Source organism: Duganella sp. GW821-FHT01E12 (assembly GCF_059422325.1).
Genome location: NZ_JBWKWR010000002.1, coordinates 440,564 through 463,154, shown reverse-complemented (window position 1 = coordinate 463,154; position 22,591 = coordinate 440,564). Strand labels below are relative to the sequence as shown.

General features: G+C 64.0%; 22 protein-coding genes and 1 pseudogene (1 of these 23 only partly in view). 16 read left to right on the top strand and 7 right to left on the bottom strand.

The features are described from left to right. Positions 1-6 precede the first annotated feature (6 nt). Genes AC07WS_RS07355 through AC07WS_RS07345 form a run of 3 tightly spaced genes read left to right on the top strand, consistent with a single transcriptional unit; the run spans position 7 to position 2,728 of the window. The gene (locus AC07WS_RS07355; RefSeq protein WP_494728408.1) at positions 7-1,224 is read left to right on the top strand and encodes an ABC transporter permease subunit; all 1,218 of its coding nucleotides are present in this window, start codon (positions 7-9) and stop codon (positions 1,222-1,224) included. Positions 1,225-1,235: 11 nt separating this feature from the next. Continuing rightward, entirely contained in the window at positions 1,236-2,006 is a 771-nt protein-coding gene (locus tag AC07WS_RS07350; protein ID WP_494728407.1) for an ABC transporter ATP-binding protein, read from the top strand. After that, complete coding sequence (locus tag AC07WS_RS07345) at positions 2,006-2,728, top strand: ABC transporter ATP-binding protein (protein WP_494728406.1); 723 nt, start codon at positions 2,006-2,008, stop codon at positions 2,726-2,728. Before AC07WS_RS07350 ends, AC07WS_RS07345 begins: the two co-directional genes overlap by 1 nt. Before the next feature lie 75 nt (positions 2,729-2,803). Here AC07WS_RS07345 and AC07WS_RS07340 read toward each other — a convergent pair whose 3' ends face one another. Beyond that, complete coding sequence (locus tag AC07WS_RS07340; protein WP_116990480.1) at positions 2,804-3,364, bottom strand: phasin family protein; 561 nt, start codon at positions 3,362-3,364, stop codon at positions 2,804-2,806. 332 nt (positions 3,365-3,696) lie between these two features. On the opposite strand from AC07WS_RS07340, the gene AC07WS_RS07335 reads away from it, so the two are divergent. From AC07WS_RS07335 to pbpG, 3 genes are all read left to right on the top strand, one after another. After that, complete coding sequence (locus AC07WS_RS07335) at positions 3,697-4,605, top strand: DMT family transporter (RefSeq protein WP_494728405.1); 909 nt, start codon at positions 3,697-3,699, stop codon at positions 4,603-4,605. Between the two features lie 10 nt (positions 4,606-4,615). Beyond that, positions 4,616-5,311 (top strand): nitroreductase, encoded by a 696-nt coding sequence (locus AC07WS_RS07330; protein WP_494728404.1) that lies wholly within the window; start codon positions 4,616-4,618, stop codon positions 5,309-5,311. 148 nt (positions 5,312-5,459) lie between these two features. Then, the gene (pbpG, locus tag AC07WS_RS07325; RefSeq protein ID WP_494728403.1) at positions 5,460-6,527 is read left to right on the top strand and encodes a D-alanyl-D-alanine endopeptidase; all 1,068 of its coding nucleotides are present in this window, start codon (positions 5,460-5,462) and stop codon (positions 6,525-6,527) included. Here pbpG and AC07WS_RS07320 read toward each other — a convergent pair. Further along, positions 6,509-7,288 (bottom strand): IclR family transcriptional regulator, encoded by a 780-nt coding sequence (locus tag AC07WS_RS07320; RefSeq protein ID WP_494728402.1) that lies wholly within the window; start codon positions 7,286-7,288, stop codon positions 6,509-6,511. The genes pbpG and AC07WS_RS07320 overlap by 19 nt on opposite strands. Positions 7,289-7,391: 103 nt before the next feature. Here AC07WS_RS07320 and AC07WS_RS07315 point away from each other — a divergent pair, with 103 nt between their 5' ends. The 10 genes from AC07WS_RS07315 to AC07WS_RS07270 all read left to right on the top strand — a co-directional run bounded on the left by AC07WS_RS07315 (position 7,392) and on the right by AC07WS_RS07270 (position 16,627). Beyond that, positions 7,392-7,775, top strand: coding sequence for a diacylglycerol kinase (locus AC07WS_RS07315; RefSeq protein WP_494728401.1), 384 nt, complete (start codon positions 7,392-7,394; stop codon positions 7,773-7,775). A gap of 98 nt (positions 7,776-7,873) precedes the next feature. Then, complete coding sequence (locus AC07WS_RS07310) at positions 7,874-8,872, top strand: sulfate ABC transporter substrate-binding protein (protein ID WP_494728400.1); 999 nt, start codon at positions 7,874-7,876, stop codon at positions 8,870-8,872. Between the two features lie 2 nt (positions 8,873-8,874). Next, positions 8,875-9,438, top strand: coding sequence for an RBBP9/YdeN family alpha/beta hydrolase (locus tag AC07WS_RS07305; protein ID WP_494728399.1), 564 nt, complete (start codon positions 8,875-8,877; stop codon positions 9,436-9,438). A 35-nt stretch (positions 9,439-9,473) separates the two neighbouring features. Continuing rightward, on the top strand, positions 9,474-10,112 hold the full coding sequence (locus tag AC07WS_RS07300) for a peroxiredoxin (protein WP_494728398.1): 639 nt from the start codon (positions 9,474-9,476) through the stop codon (positions 10,110-10,112). Between the two features lie 99 nt (positions 10,113-10,211). After that, positions 10,212-10,985, top strand: coding sequence for a sulfite exporter TauE/SafE family protein (locus AC07WS_RS07295; RefSeq protein ID WP_494728397.1), 774 nt, complete (start codon positions 10,212-10,214; stop codon positions 10,983-10,985). A 110-nt stretch (positions 10,986-11,095) separates the two neighbouring features. Continuing rightward, positions 11,096-11,968, top strand: coding sequence for a sulfate ABC transporter permease subunit CysT (cysT, locus tag AC07WS_RS07290; protein WP_494728396.1), 873 nt, complete (start codon positions 11,096-11,098; stop codon positions 11,966-11,968). Then, on the top strand, positions 11,968-12,867 hold the full coding sequence (cysW, locus tag AC07WS_RS07285; protein WP_494728395.1) for a sulfate ABC transporter permease subunit CysW: 900 nt from the start codon (positions 11,968-11,970) through the stop codon (positions 12,865-12,867). Before cysT ends, cysW begins: the two co-directional genes overlap by 1 nt. Positions 12,868-12,871: 4 nt before the next feature. Beyond that, positions 12,872-13,942: a sulfate/molybdate ABC transporter ATP-binding protein gene (locus AC07WS_RS07280; RefSeq protein ID WP_494728394.1), complete on the top strand. Its 1,071-nt coding sequence runs from the start codon at positions 12,872-12,874 to the stop codon at positions 13,940-13,942. Further along, on the top strand, positions 13,939-14,871 hold the full coding sequence (locus AC07WS_RS07275) for a CysB family HTH-type transcriptional regulator (RefSeq protein WP_494728393.1): 933 nt from the start codon (positions 13,939-13,941) through the stop codon (positions 14,869-14,871). Before AC07WS_RS07280 ends, AC07WS_RS07275 begins: the two co-directional genes overlap by 4 nt. A gap of 151 nt (positions 14,872-15,022) precedes the next feature. Then, positions 15,023-16,627 carry a methyl-accepting chemotaxis protein gene (locus AC07WS_RS07270; protein WP_494728392.1) on the top strand — a complete coding sequence of 535 codons (1,605 nt, stop codon included), beginning with the start codon at positions 15,023-15,025 and terminating at the stop codon, positions 16,625-16,627. A gap of 6 nt (positions 16,628-16,633) precedes the next feature. On the opposite strand, the gene AC07WS_RS07265 is transcribed toward AC07WS_RS07270, so the two are convergent. The 5 genes and pseudogenes from AC07WS_RS07265 to AC07WS_RS07245 all read right to left on the bottom strand — a co-directional run. After that, positions 16,634-19,015, bottom strand: a complete 2,382-nt coding sequence (locus AC07WS_RS07265) for a TonB-dependent receptor plug domain-containing protein (protein WP_494728391.1) — start codon at positions 19,013-19,015, stop codon at positions 16,634-16,636. A gap of 215 nt (positions 19,016-19,230) precedes the next feature. Then, positions 19,231-20,277, bottom strand: a complete 1,047-nt coding sequence (locus tag AC07WS_RS07260) for an aldo/keto reductase (RefSeq protein ID WP_494728390.1) — start codon at positions 20,275-20,277, stop codon at positions 19,231-19,233. 20 nt (positions 20,278-20,297) lie between these two features. Beyond that, positions 20,298-21,338, bottom strand: coding sequence for a quinone-dependent dihydroorotate dehydrogenase (locus AC07WS_RS07255; RefSeq protein ID WP_494728389.1), 1,041 nt, complete (start codon positions 21,336-21,338; stop codon positions 20,298-20,300). A gap of 32 nt (positions 21,339-21,370) precedes the next feature. Beyond that, positions 21,371-22,099 carry an arginyltransferase gene (locus tag AC07WS_RS07250; RefSeq protein ID WP_494728388.1) on the bottom strand — a complete coding sequence of 243 codons (729 nt, stop codon included), beginning with the start codon at positions 22,097-22,099 and terminating at the stop codon, positions 21,371-21,373. A gap of 73 nt (positions 22,100-22,172) precedes the next feature. Next, positions 22,173-22,591: pseudogene (locus AC07WS_RS07245) on the bottom strand (leucyl/phenylalanyl-tRNA--protein transferase) (it continues 384 nt past the right edge of the window).

Sequence of the window (22,591 nt, the reverse complement as noted above, 5' to 3'; positions counted from 1 at the left end):
ATAATCATGGCTATCTTGAATTTCGACCTTACCCGCAATCCGCGCAAGACCTACGGCAGCTTGGCGGTCCTGCTGATCGGCTTGCTGATCTTCCCGTTCCTGGCCGCGCCGTTCGGCAACTCCTGGGTACGCATTGTCGATATCGCGCTGCTGTATATCATGCTGGCGCTGGGCTTGAACATCGTGGTCGGCTTCGCCGGCCTGCTGGACCTGGGCTACATCGCCTTCTATGCGGTGGGCGCTTACATGACCGGCCTGCTGGCCTCGCCGCAGTTCGCGACCCTGCTGGAATCGATGATCAATGAATACCCTGCAGTCGGCAATACGCTGGTCGCCATCATGGGACCGGATATCCAGCAGAACGGCATCCACCTGTCGGTCTGGCTGATCGTGCCGCTGGCGGCCGCGCTGGCCGGCCTGTTCGGCGCCATCCTCGGTGCGCCGACGCTCAAGCTGCGCGGCGACTACCTGGCCATCGTGACGCTGGGCTTTGGCGAGATCATCCGCATCTTCATGAACAACCTGAACGAGCCGATCAACTTCACCAACGGGCCGCAGGGGATCAATATGATCGATCCGATCCGCGTGTTCGGCGTCAACCTGGCGGGCGAGGCGGGCTCGCGCGCCAATGTGGTGATCGGCGGCTTTTCCATGCCGTCCGTGAACGCCTATTACTTCCTGTTCCTGTTGCTGTGCGTGGCGATCGTGTTCGTCACCGCCCGCCTGCAGCACTCGCGCCTGGGCCGTGCCTGGGTCGCGATCCGCGAGGACGAGATCGCCGCCAAGGCGATGGGCATCAACACCCGCAACGTCAAGCTGCTGGCGTTCTCGATGGGCGCCTCGTTTGGCGGCATCGCCGGCGCGATGTTCGCCTCGTTCCAGGGCTTCGTCTCTCCGGAATCGTTCTCGCTGACCGAATCGATCGCCGTGCTGGCGATGGTGGTGCTGGGCGGTATCGGCCACATCCCCGGCGTGGTCCTGGGCGGTGTGTTGCTGGCGGCCTTGCCGGAGGTCTTGCGCTACGTCGTCGAGCCGGTGCAGCAGCAACTGTTCGGCCACGTCTATATCGAGGCAGAAGTGATGCGCCAATTGCTGTATGGCCTGGCCCTGGTGCTGATGATGCTGGTCCGCCCGGCCGGCCTGTGGCCCGCGCCCAAGCATGAGGACCGTCCCGACGGCGACTCCGACACCAAAGACCAATCGTCCGGCGTCATCGCGGCTTGAGGAAAACAGAAATGAGCGAACCAGTTATTCTCCACATCGCCGGCGTCAACAAGCGCTTCGGCGGCTTGCAGGCGCTGACCGATGTCGGCATCAAGATCATGAAGGGCCAGATATACGGCCTGATCGGCCCGAACGGCGCCGGCAAGACCACCTTCTTCAACGTCATCACCGGCCTGTACCAGCCGGACACCGGCACCTTCGAGCTGGCCGGCAAGCCGTACTCGCCATCGGCGCCGCACGAGGTGGCCAAGGCCGGCATCGCCCGCACCTTCCAGAACATCCGCCTGTTCGGCGAGATGACCGCGCTGGAAAACGTCATGGTCGGGCGCCACGTGCGCTCGCACCAGGGCGTGTTCGGCGCCGTGTTCCGCCACAAGGCCGCGCGCGAGGAGGAGGCGGCGATCCGCAAGCGCGCGCAGGAGCTGCTGGACTTCGTCGGCATCGGCCAGTTCGCCAGCCGCACCTCGAAGTTCCTGTCGTACGGCGACCAGCGCCGGCTGGAAATCGCCCGCGCGCTGGCCACCGATCCGCAGCTGCTGGCGCTGGACGAGCCGGCGGCCGGCATGAACGCCACCGAGAAGCTGGCGCTGCGCGAGCTGCTGGTCAAGATCAAGAACGAAGGCAAGACCGTGCTGCTGATCGAGCACGACGTCAAGATGATGATGGGCCTGTGCGACCGGCTGATGGTGCTGGAATACGGCAAGCCGATCGCCGAAGGCCTGCCGGCCGAAATACAAAGCAATCAGGCGGTTATCGACGCCTACCTGGGAGGATCGCACTAATGGGCGACAACGTTCTTAAAGTATCGGGACTGAAAGTCGCGTACGGCGGCATCAAGGCCGTCAAAGGCATCGACCTGGAAGTGAACCAGGGCGAGCTGGTGGCCTTGATCGGCGCCAACGGCGCCGGCAAGACCACCACCTTGAAAGCCATCACCGGCACGCTGCCGCCTTGCAAGGTCGAGGGCACGGTCACTTACCAGGGCGAATCGCTGAAGGGCAGCAAGTCCTTCCATCTGGTCGAAAAGAAGCTGGCCATGGTGCCGGAAGGGCGCGGCGTGTTCACCCGCATGTCGATCCAGGAAAACCTGATGATGGGCGCCTACACCCGCGACGACAAGGCAGGCATCGAGGCCGACATCGCCAAGTGGTTCGATGTGTTCCCGCGCCTGAAGGAGCGGGCGGCGCAGATGGCGGGCACGCTGTCGGGCGGCGAGCAGCAGATGCTGGCGATGGCGCGCGCGCTGATGTCGCATCCCAAGCTGCTGCTGCTGGACGAGCCGTCGATGGGCCTGTCGCCGATCATGGTCGAGAAGATTTTCGAAGTGATCCGCAACGTCTCGAAGGAGGGCATCACGATCCTGCTGGTGGAGCAGAACGCCAAGCTGGCGCTGCAGGCCGCGCACCGCGGCTACGTCATGGATTCCGGCCAGATCACCATGACCGGCAACGCCAGGGACATGCTGGACGACCCGCGCGTCAAAGCCGCCTACCTCGGCGAATAAAAAAAGCCCGTGTGGCTTGAGGCGCACACGGGCTTTTTGATGGAACCGGCGCCCTACCGCGCCGGTATTCCTTGATTACTTCTTGGCTGGAGCAGCTTTTGCGGCAGCGGCGGTGAACTGGTTCACGGCCGAGGTCAGGTTCGATTCGATCGACTCGACAGCCTGCTTGGCGGTCTTGGCGAACTGCTCGTAACCGGCGTTGGCGTTGCCGATGGCCGATTTCAGGATGGCCACGGCGTTTTCCGAACCGGCTGGAGCGTTCTTGCTCACTTCTTCCACCAGCGAGATGACTTTGCGGTTGGTTTCAGCGATCTGGGTTTCAGCGGCTTTGCTGAATTCAGCGCCGGTGCTCGAAGCGATGGTCGCCAGGTGACGGCCGTAAGCGATGGTTTTTTCTGCGCTAGGCTGGGCTTGAGCCGAAGCCAGCGAGAAGAATTCTTGTGGATCTTTGGCCGACAGCAGTTGCTTGGTGGTGATCGACGACTCTTCCAGCGATGCCTTGGCAGCGGTCAGGTTCAGGTCGACGAACTTCTCCACGCCTTCGAAAGCCTTGTTGGTCAGGGCCGAGAAAATCGCGAATTGAGCTTCAAAATTAGCTTTGGTCGCATTGGAAAATTGCTCAGGGATTGAAAACATTTAAATCTCCAGGAAAGTAGTCATTGATAAGTACTGCTGTTTCTACAGCCGGTGCGAAACAGACTATCCACGTTTCAGACCGAACAACAAATTGTGCAACGCAACAAACCCGATTTTACGGCCTTACGAAATTAAGTCAAGCGATTTTTTGTGCATTGCATCAAAGAACCAACTCTGGCCGGAAGAAAGCATTTCCATAGGGAAAATGCGGCCGGGCCTGGCTTGGCCGGTGGCGCGACGCCTGCCGTGATAGACTTGCATCCTGTCGAGTCGGCGCCGCATACCGGCGCCGATTTCCTTTCATTTTGCAAGCCGGTTTGACCGGTTGACCCATGTCCGACACCCCCAGCGCCGCCGCAGCCCTCAAACACGCCACTTTCCTGTCGCCGCTGCCGCTGTTTTTCGTGTTGTTGTGGAGCAGCGGCTTCATCGTCGCCAAGTTCGGCCTGCCGTATGCGCCGCCGCTGACCTTCCTGGTGATGCGCTTCCTGGGCGTGCTGCTGTTCCTGGTGCCGGCCGTGCTGGTGCTCAAGGCGCCCTGGCCGCGGGGCAAGGTCTGGCAGATCGCGCTGGCCGGGCTGCTGGTGCAGGCCGGCTACCTGATCGGCGTCTGGTGCGCCATCAAGCTGGGCATGCCGGCCGGGCTGTCGGCGCTGATCGTCGGCATGCAGCCCATCCTGACCGCCATCGCGGCGCCGTTGATCGGCGAAAGGGTGCTGCCGCGACAGTGGCTGGGTCTGCTCTTTGGCTTTGCCGGGGTGGGGCTGGTGGTGGCCGCCAAGATCCGGCTGGCCGGCCTGTCGCTCGACGCCATCCTGCTGTGCCTGCTGGCGCTGTTGTCGATCACGGCCGGCACCCTGTATCAGAAACGCCATTGCCCGCAGTTCGACCTGCGCACCGGCACCGTGATCCAATTCGCCGCCTCGCTGGCCGTGGTGCTGCCGCTGGCCGTCTTCTTTGAGGGCTGGACGCCGGACTTTGCTGCGGTGCAGTGGACGCCGCGCTTCATCGGCGCCTTGCTGTGGTCGGTGATGGGCTTGTCGATCGGCGCCATCTTTTTGTTGTTCGCGCTGATACGCCGCAGCGACGCCACCCAGGTCACCAGCCTGATGTACCTGACACCGCCGACCACCGCCGTCATGGCCTGGCTGATGTTCGGCGAGGCGTTCAATGCCCTCGGCATAGTGGGGATGGCGCTGGCGGTCACCGGTGTGATATTTGTAGTCAAGAAAACCAGATAAGCGAGTGCATATGATTTCAACTCCCGACCAGCAAGCGGTGGACGCCGCCATCACCAGCCGCCGTTCGATCCGCGCCTTCCTGCCGCAGGCCGTGGCGCGCGAGGATATCGCGCAGATTTTGCAGGTGGCGGCGCGGGCGCCGTCCGGCACCAACACCCAGCCGTGGAAGGTCTACGTGCTGGACGGCGAGCGCAAGCGGCAACTGTCGTCGGCCATCCTGGCCGCGCACAATGACCCGGAGCAAGCCAGACAGCACAGCGAGGAATACGCCTACTACCCGCGCGAATGGGTCTCGCCCTTCATCGAGCGCCGCCGCAAGGTGGGCTGGGATTTGTATGCGCTGCTGGGCCTGACACGCGACAACAAGGCCGGCATGGCCGCGCAACATGGACGCAATTATGAATTTTTTGGCGCGCCGGTAGGTCTGATCTTTACCATCGACCGTATCATGGAGCAGGGCTCGTGGCTGGACTATGGCATGTTCCTGCAAAACATCATGGTGGCGGCGCGGGCGCGGGGCCTCGACACCTGCCCGCAGGCGGCCTTTACCCAGTATCATAAAATCATAGGCAAGGAGCTGGGTTTGCCGGACAATGAAACCGTCGTGTGCGGTATGGCGCTAGGCTACGCCGACCGCTCGAAAATCGAGAACACGCTGGTCACGGAGCGGATGGCGGTTGAGGAATTTGTTAAATTTGTCGGTTAGCACCAGCTTGTCTAAAGCGTACTGTGGCCTATTGCGTCGATGCAACCATCGATGCTCTCAATGTTAAATTTGCTTGCGATTGTTCAGCGTTTTGCTAAACTGCAACAGAACTTTCGCTTTCTGTGCAGTGCTTTTTTCGGGGATATGAATGTATAAACTAGCTTTGAGTGCGCTCATTTCGCTGATGTTCGCCTCCACGGCGCTCACCGCTAACGTCGCCCACGCGGCCGATGGCGCCGCTCCGAAAAAACACCACATCAAGAAGGTCAAGGCCCGCGGGCCGGTGCGCGTGGCGGCCGCCGAACCGGGCGAGCGCGTGGTCAAGCGCGTGATCAAGGTCAACGGCCGCCGCAAGGTGGTGTACCAGCGCATGATCGTTGCCGCGCCGCCGGTGCCGACCATGGGCGATCTCGCCGGCCTGAACATGACGCACGATCCGCTGGACCTCAAGTCCAACGTGGCGCTGGTGCTGGACCAGGCCAATTCCGAAGTGCTGTTTGAAAAGAATTCTAACGTCGCCCTGCCGATCGCCTCGATCACCAAGATGATGACCGGCCTGATCGTGGTCGAAGCCAAGCAGAATATGGACGAGATCCTGACCATCACCGACGAGGACGTCGACCGCGAAAAGTTCAGCAGCTCGCGCCTGAAAGTCGGCACCCAGCTGAGCCGCGCCGACATGCTGCACATCGCACTGATGAGCTCGGAGAACCGCGCCTCCTCGGCGCTGGGCCGCAACTATCCGGGCGGCAAGCCCGCGTTTGTCGAGGCGATGAACGCCAAGGCGCGCGAACTGGGCATGGTCGACACGCACTATGTCGATTCCAGCGGCCTGTCGAAGATGAATGTGGCCAGCGCGCGCGACCTGGCCAAGCTGGCGATGGCGGCGTATCAGCAGCCCATCCTGCGCCAGTATTCGACCGACGCCAAGGCCATGGTGGAAACCAACGGCCGTCCTATGCAGTTCGGCACCACCAACCACCTGGTGGCCAGCCCGGACTGGGCGATCGGCCTGCAGAAAACCGGCTTCATCAACGAAGCGGGGCGCTGCCTGATGATGCAGGCGGTGATCGAAGGCCGCTCGGTGATCATGGTGTTCCTCGATTCCAAGGGCAAGCAGTCGCGCACCGCCGATGCCGGCCGCATGCGCAAATGGCTGGAGGCGCTGAAACCGGCCGGCCTCGGCGCCCCGTCGACTTATTCGACCGGGATGTAACCGAGCGTGGCGGAAATCTGGTTGGCGGTCGCCACCAGGTCTTCCAGCCACTCGTCCTGCAGACGGTCGGCCGGCGCCGAGATCGACAGCCCGGCGATCAGCTTGCCGCTGTCGTCGTGGATGCCGGCGGCCATGCAGCGCACCCCCAGCTCCAGCTCCTCGTTGTCGCGCGCGTAGCCGCGCGATTTCACCAGGCTCAGCTCGCGTTCGAGCTTGGCCAGATCCGTGATCGAATTCTTGTTGTGGCCGGCCAGCCCGGTGCGCGTGGCGTAGGCGCGGATGGCTTTCGGCTCGTCCACCGACAGGAACAGCTTGCCGGTCGAGGTCAGGTGCAGCGGGCCGCGGCCGCCGATGGCGCGCACCACCTGCATGCCCGAGCGCTCCGAGAAGGCGCGGTCGATGTAGACGATCTCGTCGCCCTGGCGCACCGACAGGTTGATGGTCTGCTGGGTTTTTTTGTGCAGTGCACGCATGAAGTCCAGCGCGGCCTCGCGCACGGACAGGCGGCTCTTGACCACATTGCCCAGTTCCAGCAAGCGCATGCCGAGCCGGTAGGTGCCCGGCTCGATGCGGTCGACAAAGCGCGTGAGCACCAGATCGTTGAGGATGCGGTGGGCGGTGGAAGGGTGTAGCCCGGAAACCTTGGACAATTCCTTCAGGCTCACGGGGTCGGGATATTTGGCCAGCGCATCGAGTAGCGCCACCATGCGCTCGATCACCTGGATAGTGGTCTTTTGCTCTGGAACGGTTTCGATTTTCATGATGTGGTTGGTGCGGTGCAGTATGCGATAGTCACTTTATACCATAATGTGAAAAAAATGGGAATTGATGCATAATGACGCATTGTCTATTTGTGGCTTATTCATGGAACCAGTGAGCGAATTCAAGAGCAAGAGCGGCCTGAAACGTATCTTTTCGGCCTTTTTATACTCGATCGACGGCTTTAAGTCGGCCTGGAGGCACGAACATGCGTTCCGCCAGGAGGTAAGCGTGTTCGCGGTCGGCACCATCGTCGCGCTGGCGCTGCGCATCTCGGCGTTTGAAAAATTGATGTTGATCGGTGTGCTGATGTTGATCCTGATCGTGGAACTGATCAATTCCTCCATCGAGGCGGTGGTGGACCGGGTGTCGCTGGAGCGCCATCCGCTGTCCAAGAACGCCAAGGACTTCGGCAGCGCCGCCGTGCTGCTGAGCTGCCTGCTGGCGGCCGGCGCCTGGGGCGTGGTGTTGTTCAACCGCTTTTATTGAGCTCATATAAAGTTTGGGTATATTGAACTGCTAAAAGCTTAGTTCTCATTTATAAAGGACAGCCTTACTCTGAAGACCTTCACTACCAGGGGAATCAGATGCTGTCCAAAAAAATACTTGCTGCTGTTCTTGCCGTTACCGCCCTCGCGCCAGCCTTGGCTGCGGAAGTGACCTTGCTGAATGTCTCCTACGACCCGACGCGCGAGCTGTACCAGGATGTTAATACCGCCTTTGCCAGGGAGTGGAAGGCCAAGACCGGCGATGTGATCAAGATCAAGCAATCGCACGGCGGCTCCGGCAAGCAGGGCCGCGCCGTGATCGACGGCCTGGAGGCGGACGTGGTGTCGCTGGCGCTGGCCTACGACATCGACGCCATCGCCGAGCGCAAGCTGCTGGCGCCGGACTGGCAGAAAAAGCTGCCGCACAACAGCACGCCCTACACGTCGACCATCGTGTTCCTGGTGCGCAAGGGCAATCCCAAGGGCATCAAGGACTGGAACGACCTGGTCAAGCCCGGCGTTGCCGTCATCACCCCGAACCCCAAGACTTCCGGCGGCGCCCGCTGGAACCACCTGGCCGCCTACGGCTACGCGCTGCGCCAGCCCGGCGGCAGCGAGGCCTCGGCCAAGGACTTCCTGGGCAAGCTGTACAAGAACGTGCCGGTGCTGGATTCCGGCGCGCGCGGCGCCACCACCACCTTTGTCGAGCGCGGCATCGGCGACGTGCTGATCGCCTGGGAAAACGAGGCGCTGCTGGCGATCAAGGAACTGGGCCCGAGCAAGTTCGACATCGTCGCGCCGTCGGTTTCCATCCTGGCCGAGCCGCCGGTGGCGGTGGTCGACAAGGTGGTCGACAAGCGCGGCACCCGCAAGGTAGCCGAAGCTTATCTGAACTTCCTGTACACCGACGAAGCGCAGGAAATCATCGCCAAGAATTACTACCGTCCGGCCGTGGAAAAAGAGGCGAAGAAATACGCCGCCCAGTTCCCTAGCGTTAAGCTGTTCAGGCTGTCCGACGTGGCAGGCGACTGGACCAAGGCGCAGAAAGTGCATTTCGCCGACGGCGGCCTGTTCGACCAGATCTATCAGCCCAAATAATCATGGACATCCTGCTGGCGCAGTTCCGCATACTGATTGCCCCCGGCCTGCATGACAGTGGACCGGAGCATTGGCAAAGCCGATGGCAGCGCCTGTTTCCCGCTTTCGAGCGGGTGCGGCAGGACGATTGGGATGCGCCGGACCTGGCGCGCTGGTCGGCACGCGTCGACCACACCCGCCGCGCCGGCCACGACCGGCGCCCGGTGCTGATCGTCGCCCACAGTTTCGGCAGCCTGGCCACCGTCCACAGCGTGGCGCGCGATCCGGCCGGCGTGGCCGGCGTGCTGCTGGTGGCGCCGGCCGATCCGGCCAAATTCAAGGTGGAGGCCCAACTGCCGCGGCAGGCCTTGCCGATACCGTCCATCCTGGTCGGCAGCACCAACGATCCGTGGATGACGGCGCAGCGCGCCGCATGGTGGGCGCGGCGCTGGCACAGCCGTTTCATCGACGGCGGGCCGCTGGGCCATATCAATGCCGAGTCGGGGCTGGGCGATTGGCCCGAGGGGCTGGAAACATTGTATTTTTTAGCAGAAAAGGCGCAGAATGGTGCTTTCACGGTCACTTGAACGCCGCTGCTTTTACTTTCCTTCTGGAGCTGATTATGACGATACGACTGGGCGACACCGCCCCTGATTTTGAACAGGATTCTTCCATCGGCAAACTGCATTTCCATGAGTGGGCAGGCAATTCCTGGGTGGTGCTGTTCTCGCACCCGGCCGACTTCACGCCGGTCTGCACGACCGAGCTGGGACTGACTGCCAAGCTGAAACCCGAATTCGACAAGCGCAACGTCAAGGCCATCGCGCTGTCGGTCGATCCGGCGGAATCGCACAAGGCCTGGATTTCCGACATCGAGGAAACCCAGGGCACCGTGGTGGGATTCCCCATCATCGCCGACGCGGATCGCAAAGTGTCGACGCTGTACGACATGATCCACCCTAACGCCTCGACCACCGCCACCGTGCGCACGCTGTTCGTGATCGACCCGAACAAAAAAGTCCGCCTGAGCCTGACCTACCCGATGAGCACGGGCCGTAATTTTGACGAAGTGTTGCGTGTAATCGACGCTTTGCAATTGACCGATGGTTACACCGTGGCCACTCCAGGCAACTGGAAAGACGGCGACGACGTCATCATTCCGCTGACCGTGCAGGACCCGGATGTCCTGAAGCAGAAGTATCCCAAGGGCTACACCGCACCCCGTCCGTACCTGCGCGTCACCCCGCAGCCGAACAAGTAAGTTCGCTTCTGCAAGGAAATGCATATAAGCAAATAAGGATTGCGTTGTTTGGATATTCCCTTAGAGTAGGTACTCTGCGATCTACTCTTGGGGATTTGCATGGATTTGTCCTTTGTCGCATCTGGTTTCGCTGTCGGCCTGCTGGTCGGCATGACCGGCGTGGGCGGCGGCTCGCTGATGACGCCGCTGCTGACGCTATTGTTCGGTGTATCGCCTGCGGTGGCGGTCGGCACCGACCTGGCGTTCGCCTCGCTGACCAAGGGCGTCGGCACCTTCACCCACCGCATGCGCGGCACGGTGCACTGGGAAATCGTGCGCCGCCTCTGCCTCGGCGCCTTGCCCGCCGCCCTGGTGGCCAGCCTGGCCCTCAAACATTTCGGTACGCTCAACCAGGAAATCGGCCTGGTCATCCGCTACATGATCGCCGGTTCGGTGATGCTGACCGTGGTCGCCTTGATGTTCAAACGCAAGATGCTGGCCTGGATCATGGCGGAACCATCGCGCCAGCTGCAGGGCAGGGCGCTGACCATCGCCACCATCATCGCGGGCGCCGTGCTGGGCACGCTGGTGACGATCTCCTCCATCGGCGCCGGCGCCATCGGCGCGACGCTGCTGGTGATGCTGTATCCGCGCCTGAGCGCAGCGGAAGTGGCTGGCACCGACATCGCTTACGCGGTGCCGCTGACGGCCATCGCCGCCATCGGCCATTGGTGGCTGGGTTCGATCAACTGGAGCTTGCTGCTGACCTTGCTGGTCGGTTCGCTGCCCGGCATCACCATCGGCTCCTACGCCGCCCGCGCAGTGCCGGAGCGCCTGCTGCGCGGCCTGCTGGCCTTCACCCTGGTCGCGGTCGCGGCCAAGCTGGTGTCTTGAAATCCATATAGCGTAAACGTCTAACCAAATGAAAAATGCTTCGTTTGTAATATGAAGCCTGGATGAGATTATGCAGCCCTTATAGAAGAATTTGTAATAAGGGAGCATACATGTCTGCAGTTCTCGCTGCGCCCACCTCGGCGCAGACCGCCGCCCGGGGCGCGCCCTTCCGCGTCATGCCAGGGTTCCGGCTGTCGCTGGGCTTCACCATTTTCTACCTGACGCTGATCGTCCTGATCCCGCTGTCGGCCGTGTTCCTGAAGACCTTCACCCTCAGCTGGGAAGGCTTCTGGAGCGCGGTGACGTCGGCGCGCGTGGTCGCTTCCTACAAGCTGACCTTTGGCGCCTCGCTGCTGGGAGCCTTCGTCAACGTCGTGTTCGGCGGCATCGTCGCCTGGGTGCTGGTGCGCTACGAGTTCCCCGGCAAGCGCATCATCGACGCGCTGGTCGACCTGCCGTTCGCGCTGCCCACCGCCGTGGCCGGCATCACGCTGACCGCGCTGTATTCGGCCAACGGCTGGTTCGGCCGCTTCCTCGAAGGCACGCTGGGCTTCAAGGTGGCGTTCACGCCGGTCGGCGTGGTGGTGGCGCTGACCTTCATCGGCCTGCCGTTCGTGGTGCGCACCGTGCAGCCGGTGCTGGAGGACGCCGAACGCGAACTGGAGGAGGCCGCCGCCAGCCTGGGCGCCAACGCCTGGCAAACCTTCACCCGCGTGGTGTTCCCGACCATCCTGCCGTCGCTGATGACCGGCTTCGCGCTGGCCTTCGCGCGCGCCACCGGCGAGTACGGCTCGGTCATCTTCATCGCCGGCAATATGCCGATGGTGTCGGAGATCACGCCGCTGTTCATCATCACCAAGCTGGAGCAGTACGACTACGCCGGCGCCACCGCGATCGCGGTGGTGATGCTGGTAGTGTCCTTCGCCATGCTGTTGACCATCAACCTGTTGCAAGCCTGGGCTCGCGGAAAGTCGGGGAAATAATGAGCGCCATTCCAACCGCGCCCACCACGCCGGCGCGCCGGGGCGAGCTGAATTCGGCCCCGCACACGCTGGAACCCCGGTGGGTGCGCATCGTGCTGGTCGCCATTGCGCTGACTTTCCTGACGCTGTTCCTGTTCGTGCCGCTGGTGGCGGTGTTTGTCGAAGCCTTCCGCAAGGGCTGGGAGGCGTGCGCGGCGGCCATCATCGAGGACGATGCGATCTCGGCCATCAAGCTGACGCTGATCACGGCGGTGATCGCCGTGCCGCTGAACCTGGTGTTCGGCGTGGCGGCCTCGTGGTGCATCGCCAAGTTCGAGTTCCGTGGCAAGAGTATTTTGCTGACGCTGATCGACCTGCCGTTCTCGGTGTCGCCGGTGATCTCCGGCCTGATCTACGTGCTGCTGTTCGGCGCGCAGGGCTGGTTCGGCCCGTGGCTGCAGGCGCACGACGTCAAGATACTGTTCGCGGTGCCGGGCATCGTGCTGGCCACCATTTTCGTCACCTTCCCGTTTGTCGCGCGCGAGCTGATCCCGCTGATGCAGGCGCAGGGCAGCGAGGAGGAGGAGGCCGCCATCGTGCTGGGCGCGTCCGGCTGGGACACCTTCCGCCGCGTCACGCTGCCCAACATCAAGTGGGGCCTGCTGTATGGCGTGATCCTGTGCAACGCGCGGGCGATGGGCGAGTTCGGCGCGGTGTCGGTGGTGTCCGGCCACATCCGCGGCGAGACCAACACCGTGCCCTTGCAGGTCGAGATCCTCTACAACGAATACAACTTTGCCGCAGCCTTTGCCGTGGCCTCGCTGCTGGCCCTGCTGGCGCTGGTGACGCTGGCCCTGAAATCCTTTATCGCCTGGCGCCTGAACGAAGCCATCGCCGACGACGCGCGTCCAACGGAGTAATGCCATGACCATCGAAGTTATCAACATCAATAAACGCTTCGGCGATTTCGTCGCCCTCAACAACGTGTCGCTGGACTTTCCGCAGGGCGAGCTGACCGCGCTACTGGGCCCGTCCGGCTGCGGCAAGACCACGCTGCTGCGCATCATCGCCGGCCTGGAGCATCCCGATTCGGGCCGCGTGCTGCTCGACGACCGCGACGCCTCGCACCGCCATGTGCGCGAGCGCCAGGTCGGCTTCGTGTTCCAGCACTACGCGTTGTTCAAGCACATGACGGTGTTCGAGAACGTCGCCTTCGGCCTGCGCGTCAAGCCGCGCGCCGAGCGGCCGTCGGAAGACCAGATCCGCCGCAAGGTCAAGGAGCTGCTGGAGCTGGTGCAACTGGACTGGCTGGCCGACCGCTATCCGCCGCAGCTGTCGGGCGGGCAGCGCCAGCGCATCGCTTTGGCGCGCGCGCTGGCGGTCGAACCGCGCGTGCTGTTGCTCGACGAGCCGTTCGGCGCGCTGGACGCCAAGGTGCGCAAGGAGCTGCGCCGCTGGCTGCGCCGCCTGCACGACGAGCTGCATGTGACGTCGATCTTCGTCACCCACGACCAGGAGGAGGCGCTGGAGGTGGCCGACCAGGTGGTGTTGATGAACAAGGGGAACGTCGAGCAGATCGGCGCGCCGGACCAGGTCTACAACCATCCGGCCTCGCCGTTTGTGTACAGCTTCCTGGGCAATGTGAACATGTTCCACGGCCGCGTGCAGGATGGCGTGCTGGCCAGCGGCGACGCATCCTTCGCGGTGCCGGGCCAGCCGTCGGCCGAGGGCAAGGGCACGGCCTATGTGCGCCCGCACGACCTGGAGATCGACCGCTACACGCCCGGCGCGGAAGGCATCGTGGTCAAGCTGCGCCGCGCGCACGCGATCGGCCCGCTGGCCCAGCTGGACCTGGAGCGCAGCGATACCGCCGAGCTGATCGAGGCGGTGATGTCGAATGAACGATATAGCCTTCTGCAATTGAAGGAAGGCGAAACCCTGGTAGTGCGTCCCAAACGCCTGCATGTATTTGTTGACGCTGGAGTAGCCATATGAATTTCCAACAACTGCGGTCCATCCGCGAAGCGGCCCGCCGTGGCTACAACCTGACCGAAGTGGCCAATGCCTTGTTCACCTCGCAGCCCGGCGTCAGCCGCCAGATCCGCGAGCTGGAGGACGAGCTGGGCGTGGTGATCTTCGAACGCAACGGCAAGCGCCTGACCGGCATGACCGAGCCGGGCAAGGGCATCCTGAAGATCATCGACCGCCTGCTGATCGAGGCGGAAAACCTGCAACAGGCCAGCCTCGAATACACCGGCCAGCAGAGCGGCACCTTGAGCGTGGCGGCCACCCACACGCAGGCGCGCTATGCGCTGCCGAAAGTGGTGCAGGGCTTCCGCGCGGCCTACCCGGACGTGCGCATCGCCTTGCAGCAGAGCGCGCCCGAGCACATCGCCGAGTGGATCTTGTCGGGCAAGACCGACATCGGCATCGCCACCGAGGGCTTGTCGCAATTCCCCGACCTGGTGTCCTTCCCTTGCTACCGCTGGAGCCATTTGATCGTGGTGCCGGACGGCCATCCGCTGCTGGCGCGCTCGCCGATCCGGCTGGAGGACCTGGCCGAGTTCCCGCTGATCACCTACGACATCGGCTTCACCGGCCGCGGCCACATCGACGCGGCCTTCGAGCGCGCCGGCGTCAAGCCCGACATCGTGCTGACCGCCATGGACTCGGACGTCATCAAGCAGTATGTGGCGCTGGGACTGGGCGTGGGCATCGTCGCCTCGATGGCCTTCGATCACGGGCGCGACAAGGGCATGCGCGCGGTGGAGGCGTCGCACCTGTTCGCGCAGAACACCACGCGGCTGGCGGTGCGGCGCGGCGCCTACCTGCGTTCCTACGCCTACCACTTCATCCAGGAATTCGCGCCGGACCTGACCCGCGCCGACATCGACGCGGCCTTGAACGGCGGGGATTTGTCCTGATCCGGCGGCCGCCGCCAAGCTGTGGCGGCCGCCAAACAGTTTGCTAATTTTTTCCATCAGGCATGCCTGATTGATCCTATACTCAAACTCAAAACTAGTTTGCAGCAACCAAGAATTTAAGTCCGATGGTCTTACTCTGGGGAGCACGTAAATGCGTATTGGAAACTGGAAAATAGGGGTGCGGCTGGCTGCCGGCCTGGGCGTGTCGATGGTGTTCATGGTCGGCATTTCGGTGATCGGCATCAGCAATCTTGGCAAGTTGAATAACAACACCCAGGACCTGGCGGCCGATAAAATCCCCAAGGTCATCCTTGCGTATGAAACCATCGGCGGCCTCAACGATATTGCGCGCGCCATGCGCAACGCCATGCTGTCCAAGGACCCCGAGGTGGTGAAGTCGGAACTGGAGCGGGTGGAAAAGCGCAAGGGCGAGAACGCCGAACGCCTCGAGAAGTTGAAAGTCCTGATTGCCGACGACGACGATCCACGAAGCAAGGCCAAACTGCAAGCGGTGCTCGATGCGCGCGAAAAATACCTGGTGGTGCAGAACATTTTCCTCAAGATGTCGGCCGACGACAGCCGCCGCGAAGAGGCGGTCACCTACCTGCTGAACACGGTGCGCAAGGAACAGACCGCCTTTCTGAACGTATTGACCGAGCTGGTCAAGTTTCAGAACGCCGCCGTCGAGGACGCCAGCACCGTGGCCCAGCAATCCTATGCCAGTTCGCGCAACACGATGATACTACTGACGGTCATGGCGACCGCGCTGGCGTCGTGGGTGTTGTACTGGATCACGCGCAGCATCACCCAGCCGCTGAACCGCGCCGTCGGCATGGCGCAGGCGGTGGCCGGCGGCGACCTCACCACGCGCATGGAGTGCGACACGACCGATGAAACCGGCCTGCTGCTGCGCGCGCTGATCGACATGAACGACAGCCTGGCCCGCACCGTGGGCCAGGTGCGCTCTGGCACGGACACCATCGCCACCGCGTCCAACCAGATCGCCAGCGGCAACCTGGACCTGTCGAGCCGCACCGAGCAGCAGGCGTCCAGCCTGGAGGAGACGGCGTCGTCGATGGAGGAGTTGACCTCGACCGTGACGCAGAACGCCGAGAACGCGCGCCAGGCCACCAAGCTGGTGGTGGCGGCATCGGACTTCGCCACCAAGGGCGGGCAGGTGGTGGGCCAGGTCGTGACCACGATGGGCGCGATCAAGGAAAGCTCCAGCAAGATCGTCGACATCATCAGCGTGATCGACGGCATCGCCTTCCAGACCAACATCCTGGCCTTGAACGCGGCGGTGGAAGCGGCGCGCGCCGGCGAGCAGGGACGCGGGTTCGCGGTGGTGGCCTCGGAGGTGCGCACGCTGGCGCAGCGTTCGGCCAGCGCCGCCAAGGAGATCAAGGATTTGATCGCACGCTCGGTGCAGACGGTGGATGCGGGATCGTTGCTGGTCGATCAGGCCGGCGTGACGATGGATGGCATCGTCAAGGCGGTCAAACAGGTGGCCGACATCATGACGGAGATCAGCGCCGCCAGCAGCGAGCAGAGCGCGGGGATAGAACAGGTCAATCAAGCCATCGTCTCGATCGACGATGTGACGCAGCAGAACGCGGCGTTGGTGGAGGAGGCCGCCGCAGCCGCGCAAAGCATGCGCGACCAGGCGGACTTGCTGGCGCAGGCGGTTAGCGTGTTCAAGCTGGCGGGGCAGCCGGCGGCGCCGCGTGTGCGCGCGCCGCAGTTGACGGCCGCCTAGCCGCGCTTACCAGCTGTAGCCGGCCTTGGCGTAGTAGTAGCGGCCGTTGAAGCCGTTGGGCGCGAAGCCGCTGTACGGATTGATGCCGTTGTTGTTGAGGTTGCCCGCCGACGTGACCTGGTCCGGATAACGGTTGGTCACGTTGTCGATGCCCGCGCTCAGGCGCCAGTTCTTGTTCAGCTTGACGCTGCCGGACAGGTCCAGCACCCATTGCGGATCGTAGACCTGGTCCAGCGCCGCGTTATTCTGCGGCACGGTGAAGCTGCCGTAGCGCGTGACCACGCCGCGCGCGCCCCAGGCGCCCAGCGACCAGTCGGTGGCCAGGCTGAACTTGTCCTTGGGCGAGCCGACCGTGAGGCGGTTGATGGTCTGGCGGTCGATCAGCGTCAGGCCGTTGGCGGTCAGGATGGCCGGGTTGGCGTTGACGTGCTCCAGCGAGTTCTTGTTGTGGTTGTAGGCCGCGGTGAAGTCGTAGCGGCCCGCCGCCGAGGTCTCCCAGCGGTAGGTGCTGACCACGTCGACGCCGGTGGTGCGGGTGTCGATGGCGTTGGTGAAGTAGCGGCCGGCGCCGACCAGGATGCCCTGCTTGGCCAGCGTCGCCTGCAGCGTCGGCGACAGCGTCATGTTGGCCGACAGCGCGATACGGTCGTCGATGTCGATGCGGTAGGCGTCGACCGTGGTGTTCCAGTTGCGGGTCGGCGCGAACTGCAGGCCGAGGCTGTAGTTGCGGGCTTTTTCGGCCTTCAGCGGGGTCGCGCCCAAGGCGGACGCGGCGGCGCTGCCGACCGCGAAGGTGCCGGTTTCGATCGGCGTGTTCACGCCGTTCACCACCGAGAAGTTGGTGGTGGTGATGGTGTAGAACTGCTGCGCCAGCGACGGCGCGCGGAAGCCGGACGAGGCAGTGCCGCGCAGCGAGAAGTCCGGCGTGAACGCGTAGCGGGCTGAGCCCTTGGCCGAGGTGGTGCTGCCGAAATCGCTGTAACGCTCGTGGCGCAGCGCGCCCGAGGCGGAGAATTGCTTGGTGATTTCCGCCTCCAGATTGGCGTAGACCGATTCGTTGTGGCGGCTGTTGCTGCCGGCGTTGATCGGGCGGAAGCCGGAGAAGCCCTGCGCGCCGCTGCCGATGTAGGACGCCTCGTCGCCGGCGCCGATCTCATATTTCTCGTGCCGCGCCTCGACGCCCAGCGCCACCGTCAACGGGCCGCTGAAGGCCGCCACCGGATACTCCTTGGCGATGTCGAAGTTGAACAGCTGCTGCGTGTTCTTCAGCTTGCCCGCGTAGAAGTGCGTCGGGCTGGCCGCGCCCAGCGTCTGGTTGACGGTGTGGTCCAGGTCCAACTGGAACTCGTTGCTGCCGTAGTTCAGGCTGGCGTCCCAGCGCCATCCGCCCGCCTCGCCGCGCAGGCCGGTGACCAGCGAGGCGTCGGTCGACTCGCTGTTCTCCAGCGGCAGGAAGCCTTCCGGGTACAGCGGCGTGCGCTGCGCCGTGCCGACCAGCGCGGTGCGCCAGGTGGCGGCGGCCGAGGTGTTGCGCTGGCCGTAGTTGGCGAAGGCGTACCAGTCGATATCGTCGTTGACGCGGTACTGGCTGTTGACGAACACGGTGCGCGGACGGGTCTCGGGATCGCCGAAGCGCTGGTTGACCTTGCCGTAGCGCGGCTCGGCCGGATTGCGCAGGTCGGGGCCGGCGCGGTTGGTCGGATCGCGGTCGGACGCCTCCAGCGCCACGCGCACCCAGCCCTGGTCGCCCAGGTTGAAGCCGGTGGAGCCGCGCACGGTGAGCGCCTTGCCGTCGCGCTTCTGGTACTCGCCCCAGCCCACTTCGGCCTCGCCGCCGGCCGCGCCTTTTTTCAGGATGATGTTGATCACGCCGGCGATCGCGTCCGAGCCGTACTGGGCCGCCGCGCCGTCGCGCAGCACCTCGATGTGGTCGATGGCGGCCAGCGGGATCGCGTTCAGGTCCACCGGCGCCGAGCCGCGGCCCTGGGTGCCGTTGACGTTGACCACCGCCGAGGTGTGGCGGCGCTTGCCGTTGACCAGCACCAGCGTCTGGTCGGGCGACAGGCCGCGCAGCTGGGCCGGGCGCACCGCGTCGCTGGCGTCGGCGCCGGACGGGCGCGGGAAGTTCATCGACGGCAGCAGGCGGCCCAGCACGGTGGCCAGTTCGGTCGAGCCGCTGGCCTGCAGCTCGCGCGCGCCGATCACGTCGACCGGCGATTCGGAGTCGATGGTGCGGCGGTTCTTGGCGTAGGTGCCGGTGACGACCACGGACTGCAATTCGCCGTCGGCGACGGCTTGCTGGGCGAAGGCGGGAACGACGACGGTGGCGATCAGGCTGCTGAGCAGCAGCGGGCGGGCGAGGGGAGGGACGATGCGGCGTGTGCTCATGAGACGGTCTTTCTACGTTGATGATGAGGAAAGCTTACCAGTGCGCAAAGTTGCTGCCCACGAATGGTTACGTCTAATGATATGCAAGATTTGCTGAACGTGCAGGAGGACTGTTGTTTTTGGGTGGGGTCAAGTCTGACATTCGGACACGAGCTCTGCCGTAGCGGCCGCTACGGCAGAGCTCGTGTCCGAATGTCAGACTTGACCCCAGGGGGTTATTGGCCGGGATTGGGGATGGCGGCGTGGATGGCGTCCACCTGCGCCAGCACTTCGGGCGGCAGTTGCACGCTGTAGGCGTCGATGTTTTCCTTCAGCTGCGCCAGGTTGGTGGCGCCGATGATGGTCGAGGCCACGAACCAGCGCGAGTAGCACCACGCCAGCGCCAGCTGGGTCGGCGTGAGGCCGTGGGCGCGCGCCAGCGCCGCGTACTGCGCCACCGCCGACTGCACCGCCGGACGCAGGTAGCGCGGGCTCCACGTCGGCGGGAACAGCGTCAGCCGGCCCTTGGCTTTCGGGTCGTCGTGGTATTTGGCGGTCAGCTGGCCGAAGGCCAGCGGGCTGTAGGCCAGCAGGCTGACGTTCTCGCGGTAGCAGGTCTCGTCCAGCAGGCTGGTCTCGAAGTGGCGCGCGGTCAGGTTGTACAAGTTCTGGATGGTGGCGATGCGCGGCAGGCCGCCCATCTCGGACTGCTTGATGAACTCGTTCACGCCCCAGCACGATTCGTTGGACACGCCGATCGCGCCGATCTTGCCTTCCTTGATCAGCTCGCCCAGCGCGGCCAGGGTTTCCTCGACCGCCACGCAGGGACGCTCCAGCTTGGGATTGAAGGCGTTCGAGCCGAACACCGGCACGTTGCGGCTGGGCCAGTGCAATTGGTATAAATCGATATGGTCGGTTTGCAGCCGCTGCAGGCTGGTCTCGACCGCCGCGCGCAGGTTGGCGGCGTCGAAGTTCTGCTGGCCGCCGCGCACCCAGCTGATGTGCGGGCTGGGCCCGGCCGCCTTGGTGGCCAGCACCACCTTGCCGCGCGCGCCGCTTTTCTTCAGCCAGCTGCCGATGTGGCGCTCGGTCATGCCCTGCGTTTCCGCGCGCGGCATCACCGGATACATCTCGGCGGTGTCGATGAAGTTGATGCCGCGCTCGAGCGCGTAGTCCAGCTGGCTGTGCGCGTCGGCTTCGGTGTTCTGCTCGCCGAAGGTCATCGTGCCCAGGCAGATCTTGCTGACGCTGAGGTCGCTCGTTCCGAGTTGAGTCTGCTGCATGCCGTCTCCTTGGTTGTTCCTTAGTTGCCGCGCAGGGCGTCCGCGCAATCGCGCACCAGCGCCGGGCCCGCGTAGATCAGGCCGCTGTACAGCTGGACCAGCTGCGCGCCGCATGCCATCTTGACCTTGGCGTCCGCGCCGCGCAGGATGCCGCCCACGCCGATGATGGGCACGGCGTCGCCCAGCTCGGCCTTGAGCAGGCGGATCACCGTGTTGGACAGCTCGAACACCGGCGCGCCCGACAGCCCGCCCGCTTCGGCGCCGTGCAGCATGCCGGCGACGGCGTCGCGGCTGAGCGTGGTGTTGGTGGCGATCACGCCATCGATCTTGTGGCGCAGCAGTGCGTCGGCGATGTTCTTGACCTGGTCGCCGTCCATGTCCGGCGCGATCTTCAGGGCCAGCGGCACGTAGCGCTTGTGCTGGTCGGCCAGGCGCAGTTGCGCGTCCTTCAGCGTGCCCAGCAGGCCGTCCAGTTCCGAGCCGCCCTGCAGCTGGCGCAGGTTCTTGGTGTTCGGCGACGAGATGTTGACCGTCACATAGCTGGCGTAGGGATAGACTTTTTCCAGGCAGTGCAGGTAGTCGTCGGTGGCGCGCTCGATCGGCGTGTCGGCGTTCTTGCCGATGTTCAGGCCCAGCACGCCGGCCTTGTCCTGGTAGAAGCGCGACGACTGCACATTGGCGACGAAGGCATCGACGCCGCCGTTGTTAAAGCCCATGCGGTTGATGATGGCGTGCGCCTCCGGCAGGCGGAACATGCGTGGCTTGGGGTTGCCCGGCTGGGCGCGCGGCGTGACGGTGCCTACCTCGATCGAGCCGAAGCCCAGGTCGGCCAGCGCGTCGATGTAGGCGCCGTCCTTGTCCAGGCCGGCGGCCAGGCCGACCGGGTTTTTGAACGTGATGCCCATCACGGTGCGCGGATCGGCCTTGGGCTGCTTGACCAGCTTGGTCAGGCCCAGGGCGGCGGCGCGCTTGAGTGCGGGAAGGGTGAAATGGTGGGCGGCTTCGGCGTCCATGGAGAACAGCAGCGGACGGGCCAGCGAGTACAGGAATTTTTCGGACATGGGGAGCTCTGGTTGATGTTCCCCGTATTTTATCAGGCGTCCAGCACGCTCCACGTGCCGCGGATGCGCGCCTCCAGCGGCTTGAAGTTGGTTTTGTAGGACATCTTCGGGCTTTCCTTGATCCAGTAGCCCAGGTAGACGTAGGGCAGCTTCAGTTCGCGCGCCTGGGCGATCTGCCACAGCACGTTGAAGGTGCCGTAGGAGGCGCCCTCGACGTCCGGATCGAAGAAGGTGTAGACCGACGACAGGCCGTCCGACAGCACGTCGATGATGCTGACCATGCGCAGCGTGCCGCCCGGTTCGCGGAACTCCACCAGGCGCGTGTTGACCCGGCTTTGCAGCAGGAACTGCGCGTACTGGTCGCGGCTGTCCTGGTCCATGCCGCCGCCGGCGTGGCGCTTGCTCTGGTAGCGCAGGTAGAGCTCGTAATGCTCGTCCGAGAACGACAGCGTGGCGACGCCGGCGACCAGGTTGCCGTGCTTGATCCACGCGCGCCGCTGGCCGCGGCTGGGCGCGAACAGGTCGGCCACCACCCGCACCGGGATGCAGGCCTGGCAGCCGTCGCAATACGGGCGGTAGGTGAAGATGCCGCTGCGGCGGAAGCCGTTCTTGACCAGCTCGGAATACACGTCGGCGTTGATCAGGTGCGAGGGCGTGGCCACCTGCGAGCGCGCCTGGCGCGCGTCGAGGTAGCTGCAGGGGTAGGGCGCCGTCGTGTAAAACTGCAGCGTCGCGAAAGGCAGATCGTTCAGGTGCGTCATGCGCGTCCTATCGAGAGCGGTGGTGTAAGCCTATGATAGCGCCAAGTTTCCGAAGGCGCTTGTCACCTTTAGCTTAACTGTCCGCAGCCAGCGGTGCAATGGGTTCCCACGCGGTGATCTGAGGCAATTCAATAGTGTTGCGCAGATGCGCCAGGAATTGCGCGCGTGGAATCGGTGCCGCGCCCAGCGAGGCCAGGTGGCCGGTCTCCTGTTGGCAATCGATCATCTGCACGCCGTGCTGGCGCAGGAAGCGCACCAGGTAGGCCAGCGCGATCTTGGAGCCGTCGGTCACGCGCGCGAACATCGATTCGCCGTAGAACATGCGGCCGATCGATACGCCGTAGGCGCCGCCCACCAGTTGCCCGTCCAGCCACAGCTCGGCCGAGTGGGCGTAGCCCAGCCGGTGCAGGCCGGTGTAGCCGGCGATGATGTCTTCCGAGATCCACGTGCCGGGGCCGTCCTTGCGCAGGGTGACGTAGGCAGACACCAACC

Bases quoted from the DNA above. Each gene is read 5' to 3' on its own strand.
- AC07WS_RS07310 (WP_494728400.1), top strand. From the start codon at position 7,874: ATGCTGTCCAAAAAAATACTTGCTGCTGTTCTTGCCGTTACCGCCCTC.
- AC07WS_RS07255 (WP_494728389.1), bottom strand. From the start codon at position 21,338: ATGTCCGAAAAATTCCTGTACTCGCTGGCCCGTCCGCTGCTGTTCTCC.
- AC07WS_RS07295 (WP_494728397.1), top strand. From the start codon at position 10,212: ATGGATTTGTCCTTTGTCGCATCTGGTTTCGCTGTCGGCCTGCTGGTC.
- cysW (WP_494728395.1), top strand. From the start codon at position 11,968: ATGAGCGCCATTCCAACCGCGCCCACCACGCCGGCGCGCCGGGGCGAG.
- AC07WS_RS07280 (WP_494728394.1), top strand. From the start codon at position 12,872: ATGACCATCGAAGTTATCAACATCAATAAACGCTTCGGCGATTTCGTC.
- AC07WS_RS07250 (WP_494728388.1), bottom strand. From the start codon at position 22,099: ATGACGCACCTGAACGATCTGCCTTTCGCGACGCTGCAGTTTTACACG.
- AC07WS_RS07320 (WP_494728402.1), bottom strand. From the start codon at position 7,288: ATGAAAATCGAAACCGTTCCAGAGCAAAAGACCACTATCCAGGTGATC.
- AC07WS_RS07345 (WP_494728406.1), top strand. From the start codon at position 2,006: ATGGGCGACAACGTTCTTAAAGTATCGGGACTGAAAGTCGCGTACGGC.
- cysT (WP_494728396.1), top strand. From the start codon at position 11,096: ATGTCTGCAGTTCTCGCTGCGCCCACCTCGGCGCAGACCGCCGCCCGG.
- AC07WS_RS07330 (WP_494728404.1), top strand. From the start codon at position 4,616: ATGATTTCAACTCCCGACCAGCAAGCGGTGGACGCCGCCATCACCAGC.
- AC07WS_RS07275 (WP_494728393.1), top strand. From the start codon at position 13,939: ATGAATTTCCAACAACTGCGGTCCATCCGCGAAGCGGCCCGCCGTGGC.
- AC07WS_RS07260 (WP_494728390.1), bottom strand. From the start codon at position 20,277: ATGCAGCAGACTCAACTCGGAACGAGCGACCTCAGCGTCAGCAAGATC.
- AC07WS_RS07335 (WP_494728405.1), top strand. From the start codon at position 3,697: ATGTCCGACACCCCCAGCGCCGCCGCAGCCCTCAAACACGCCACTTTC.
- pbpG (WP_494728403.1), top strand. From the start codon at position 5,460: ATGTATAAACTAGCTTTGAGTGCGCTCATTTCGCTGATGTTCGCCTCC.
- AC07WS_RS07305 (WP_494728399.1), top strand. From the start codon at position 8,875: ATGGACATCCTGCTGGCGCAGTTCCGCATACTGATTGCCCCCGGCCTG.
- AC07WS_RS07300 (WP_494728398.1), top strand. From the start codon at position 9,474: ATGACGATACGACTGGGCGACACCGCCCCTGATTTTGAACAGGATTCT.
- AC07WS_RS07350 (WP_494728407.1), top strand. From the start codon at position 1,236: ATGAGCGAACCAGTTATTCTCCACATCGCCGGCGTCAACAAGCGCTTC.
- AC07WS_RS07315 (WP_494728401.1), top strand. From the start codon at position 7,392: ATGGAACCAGTGAGCGAATTCAAGAGCAAGAGCGGCCTGAAACGTATC.
- AC07WS_RS07340 (WP_116990480.1), bottom strand. From the start codon at position 3,364: ATGTTTTCAATCCCTGAGCAATTTTCCAATGCGACCAAAGCTAATTTT.
- AC07WS_RS07270 (WP_494728392.1), top strand. From the start codon at position 15,023: ATGCGTATTGGAAACTGGAAAATAGGGGTGCGGCTGGCTGCCGGCCTG.
- AC07WS_RS07265 (WP_494728391.1), bottom strand. From the start codon at position 19,015: ATGAGCACACGCCGCATCGTCCCTCCCCTCGCCCGCCCGCTGCTGCTC.
- AC07WS_RS07355 (WP_494728408.1), top strand. From the start codon at position 7: ATGGCTATCTTGAATTTCGACCTTACCCGCAATCCGCGCAAGACCTAC.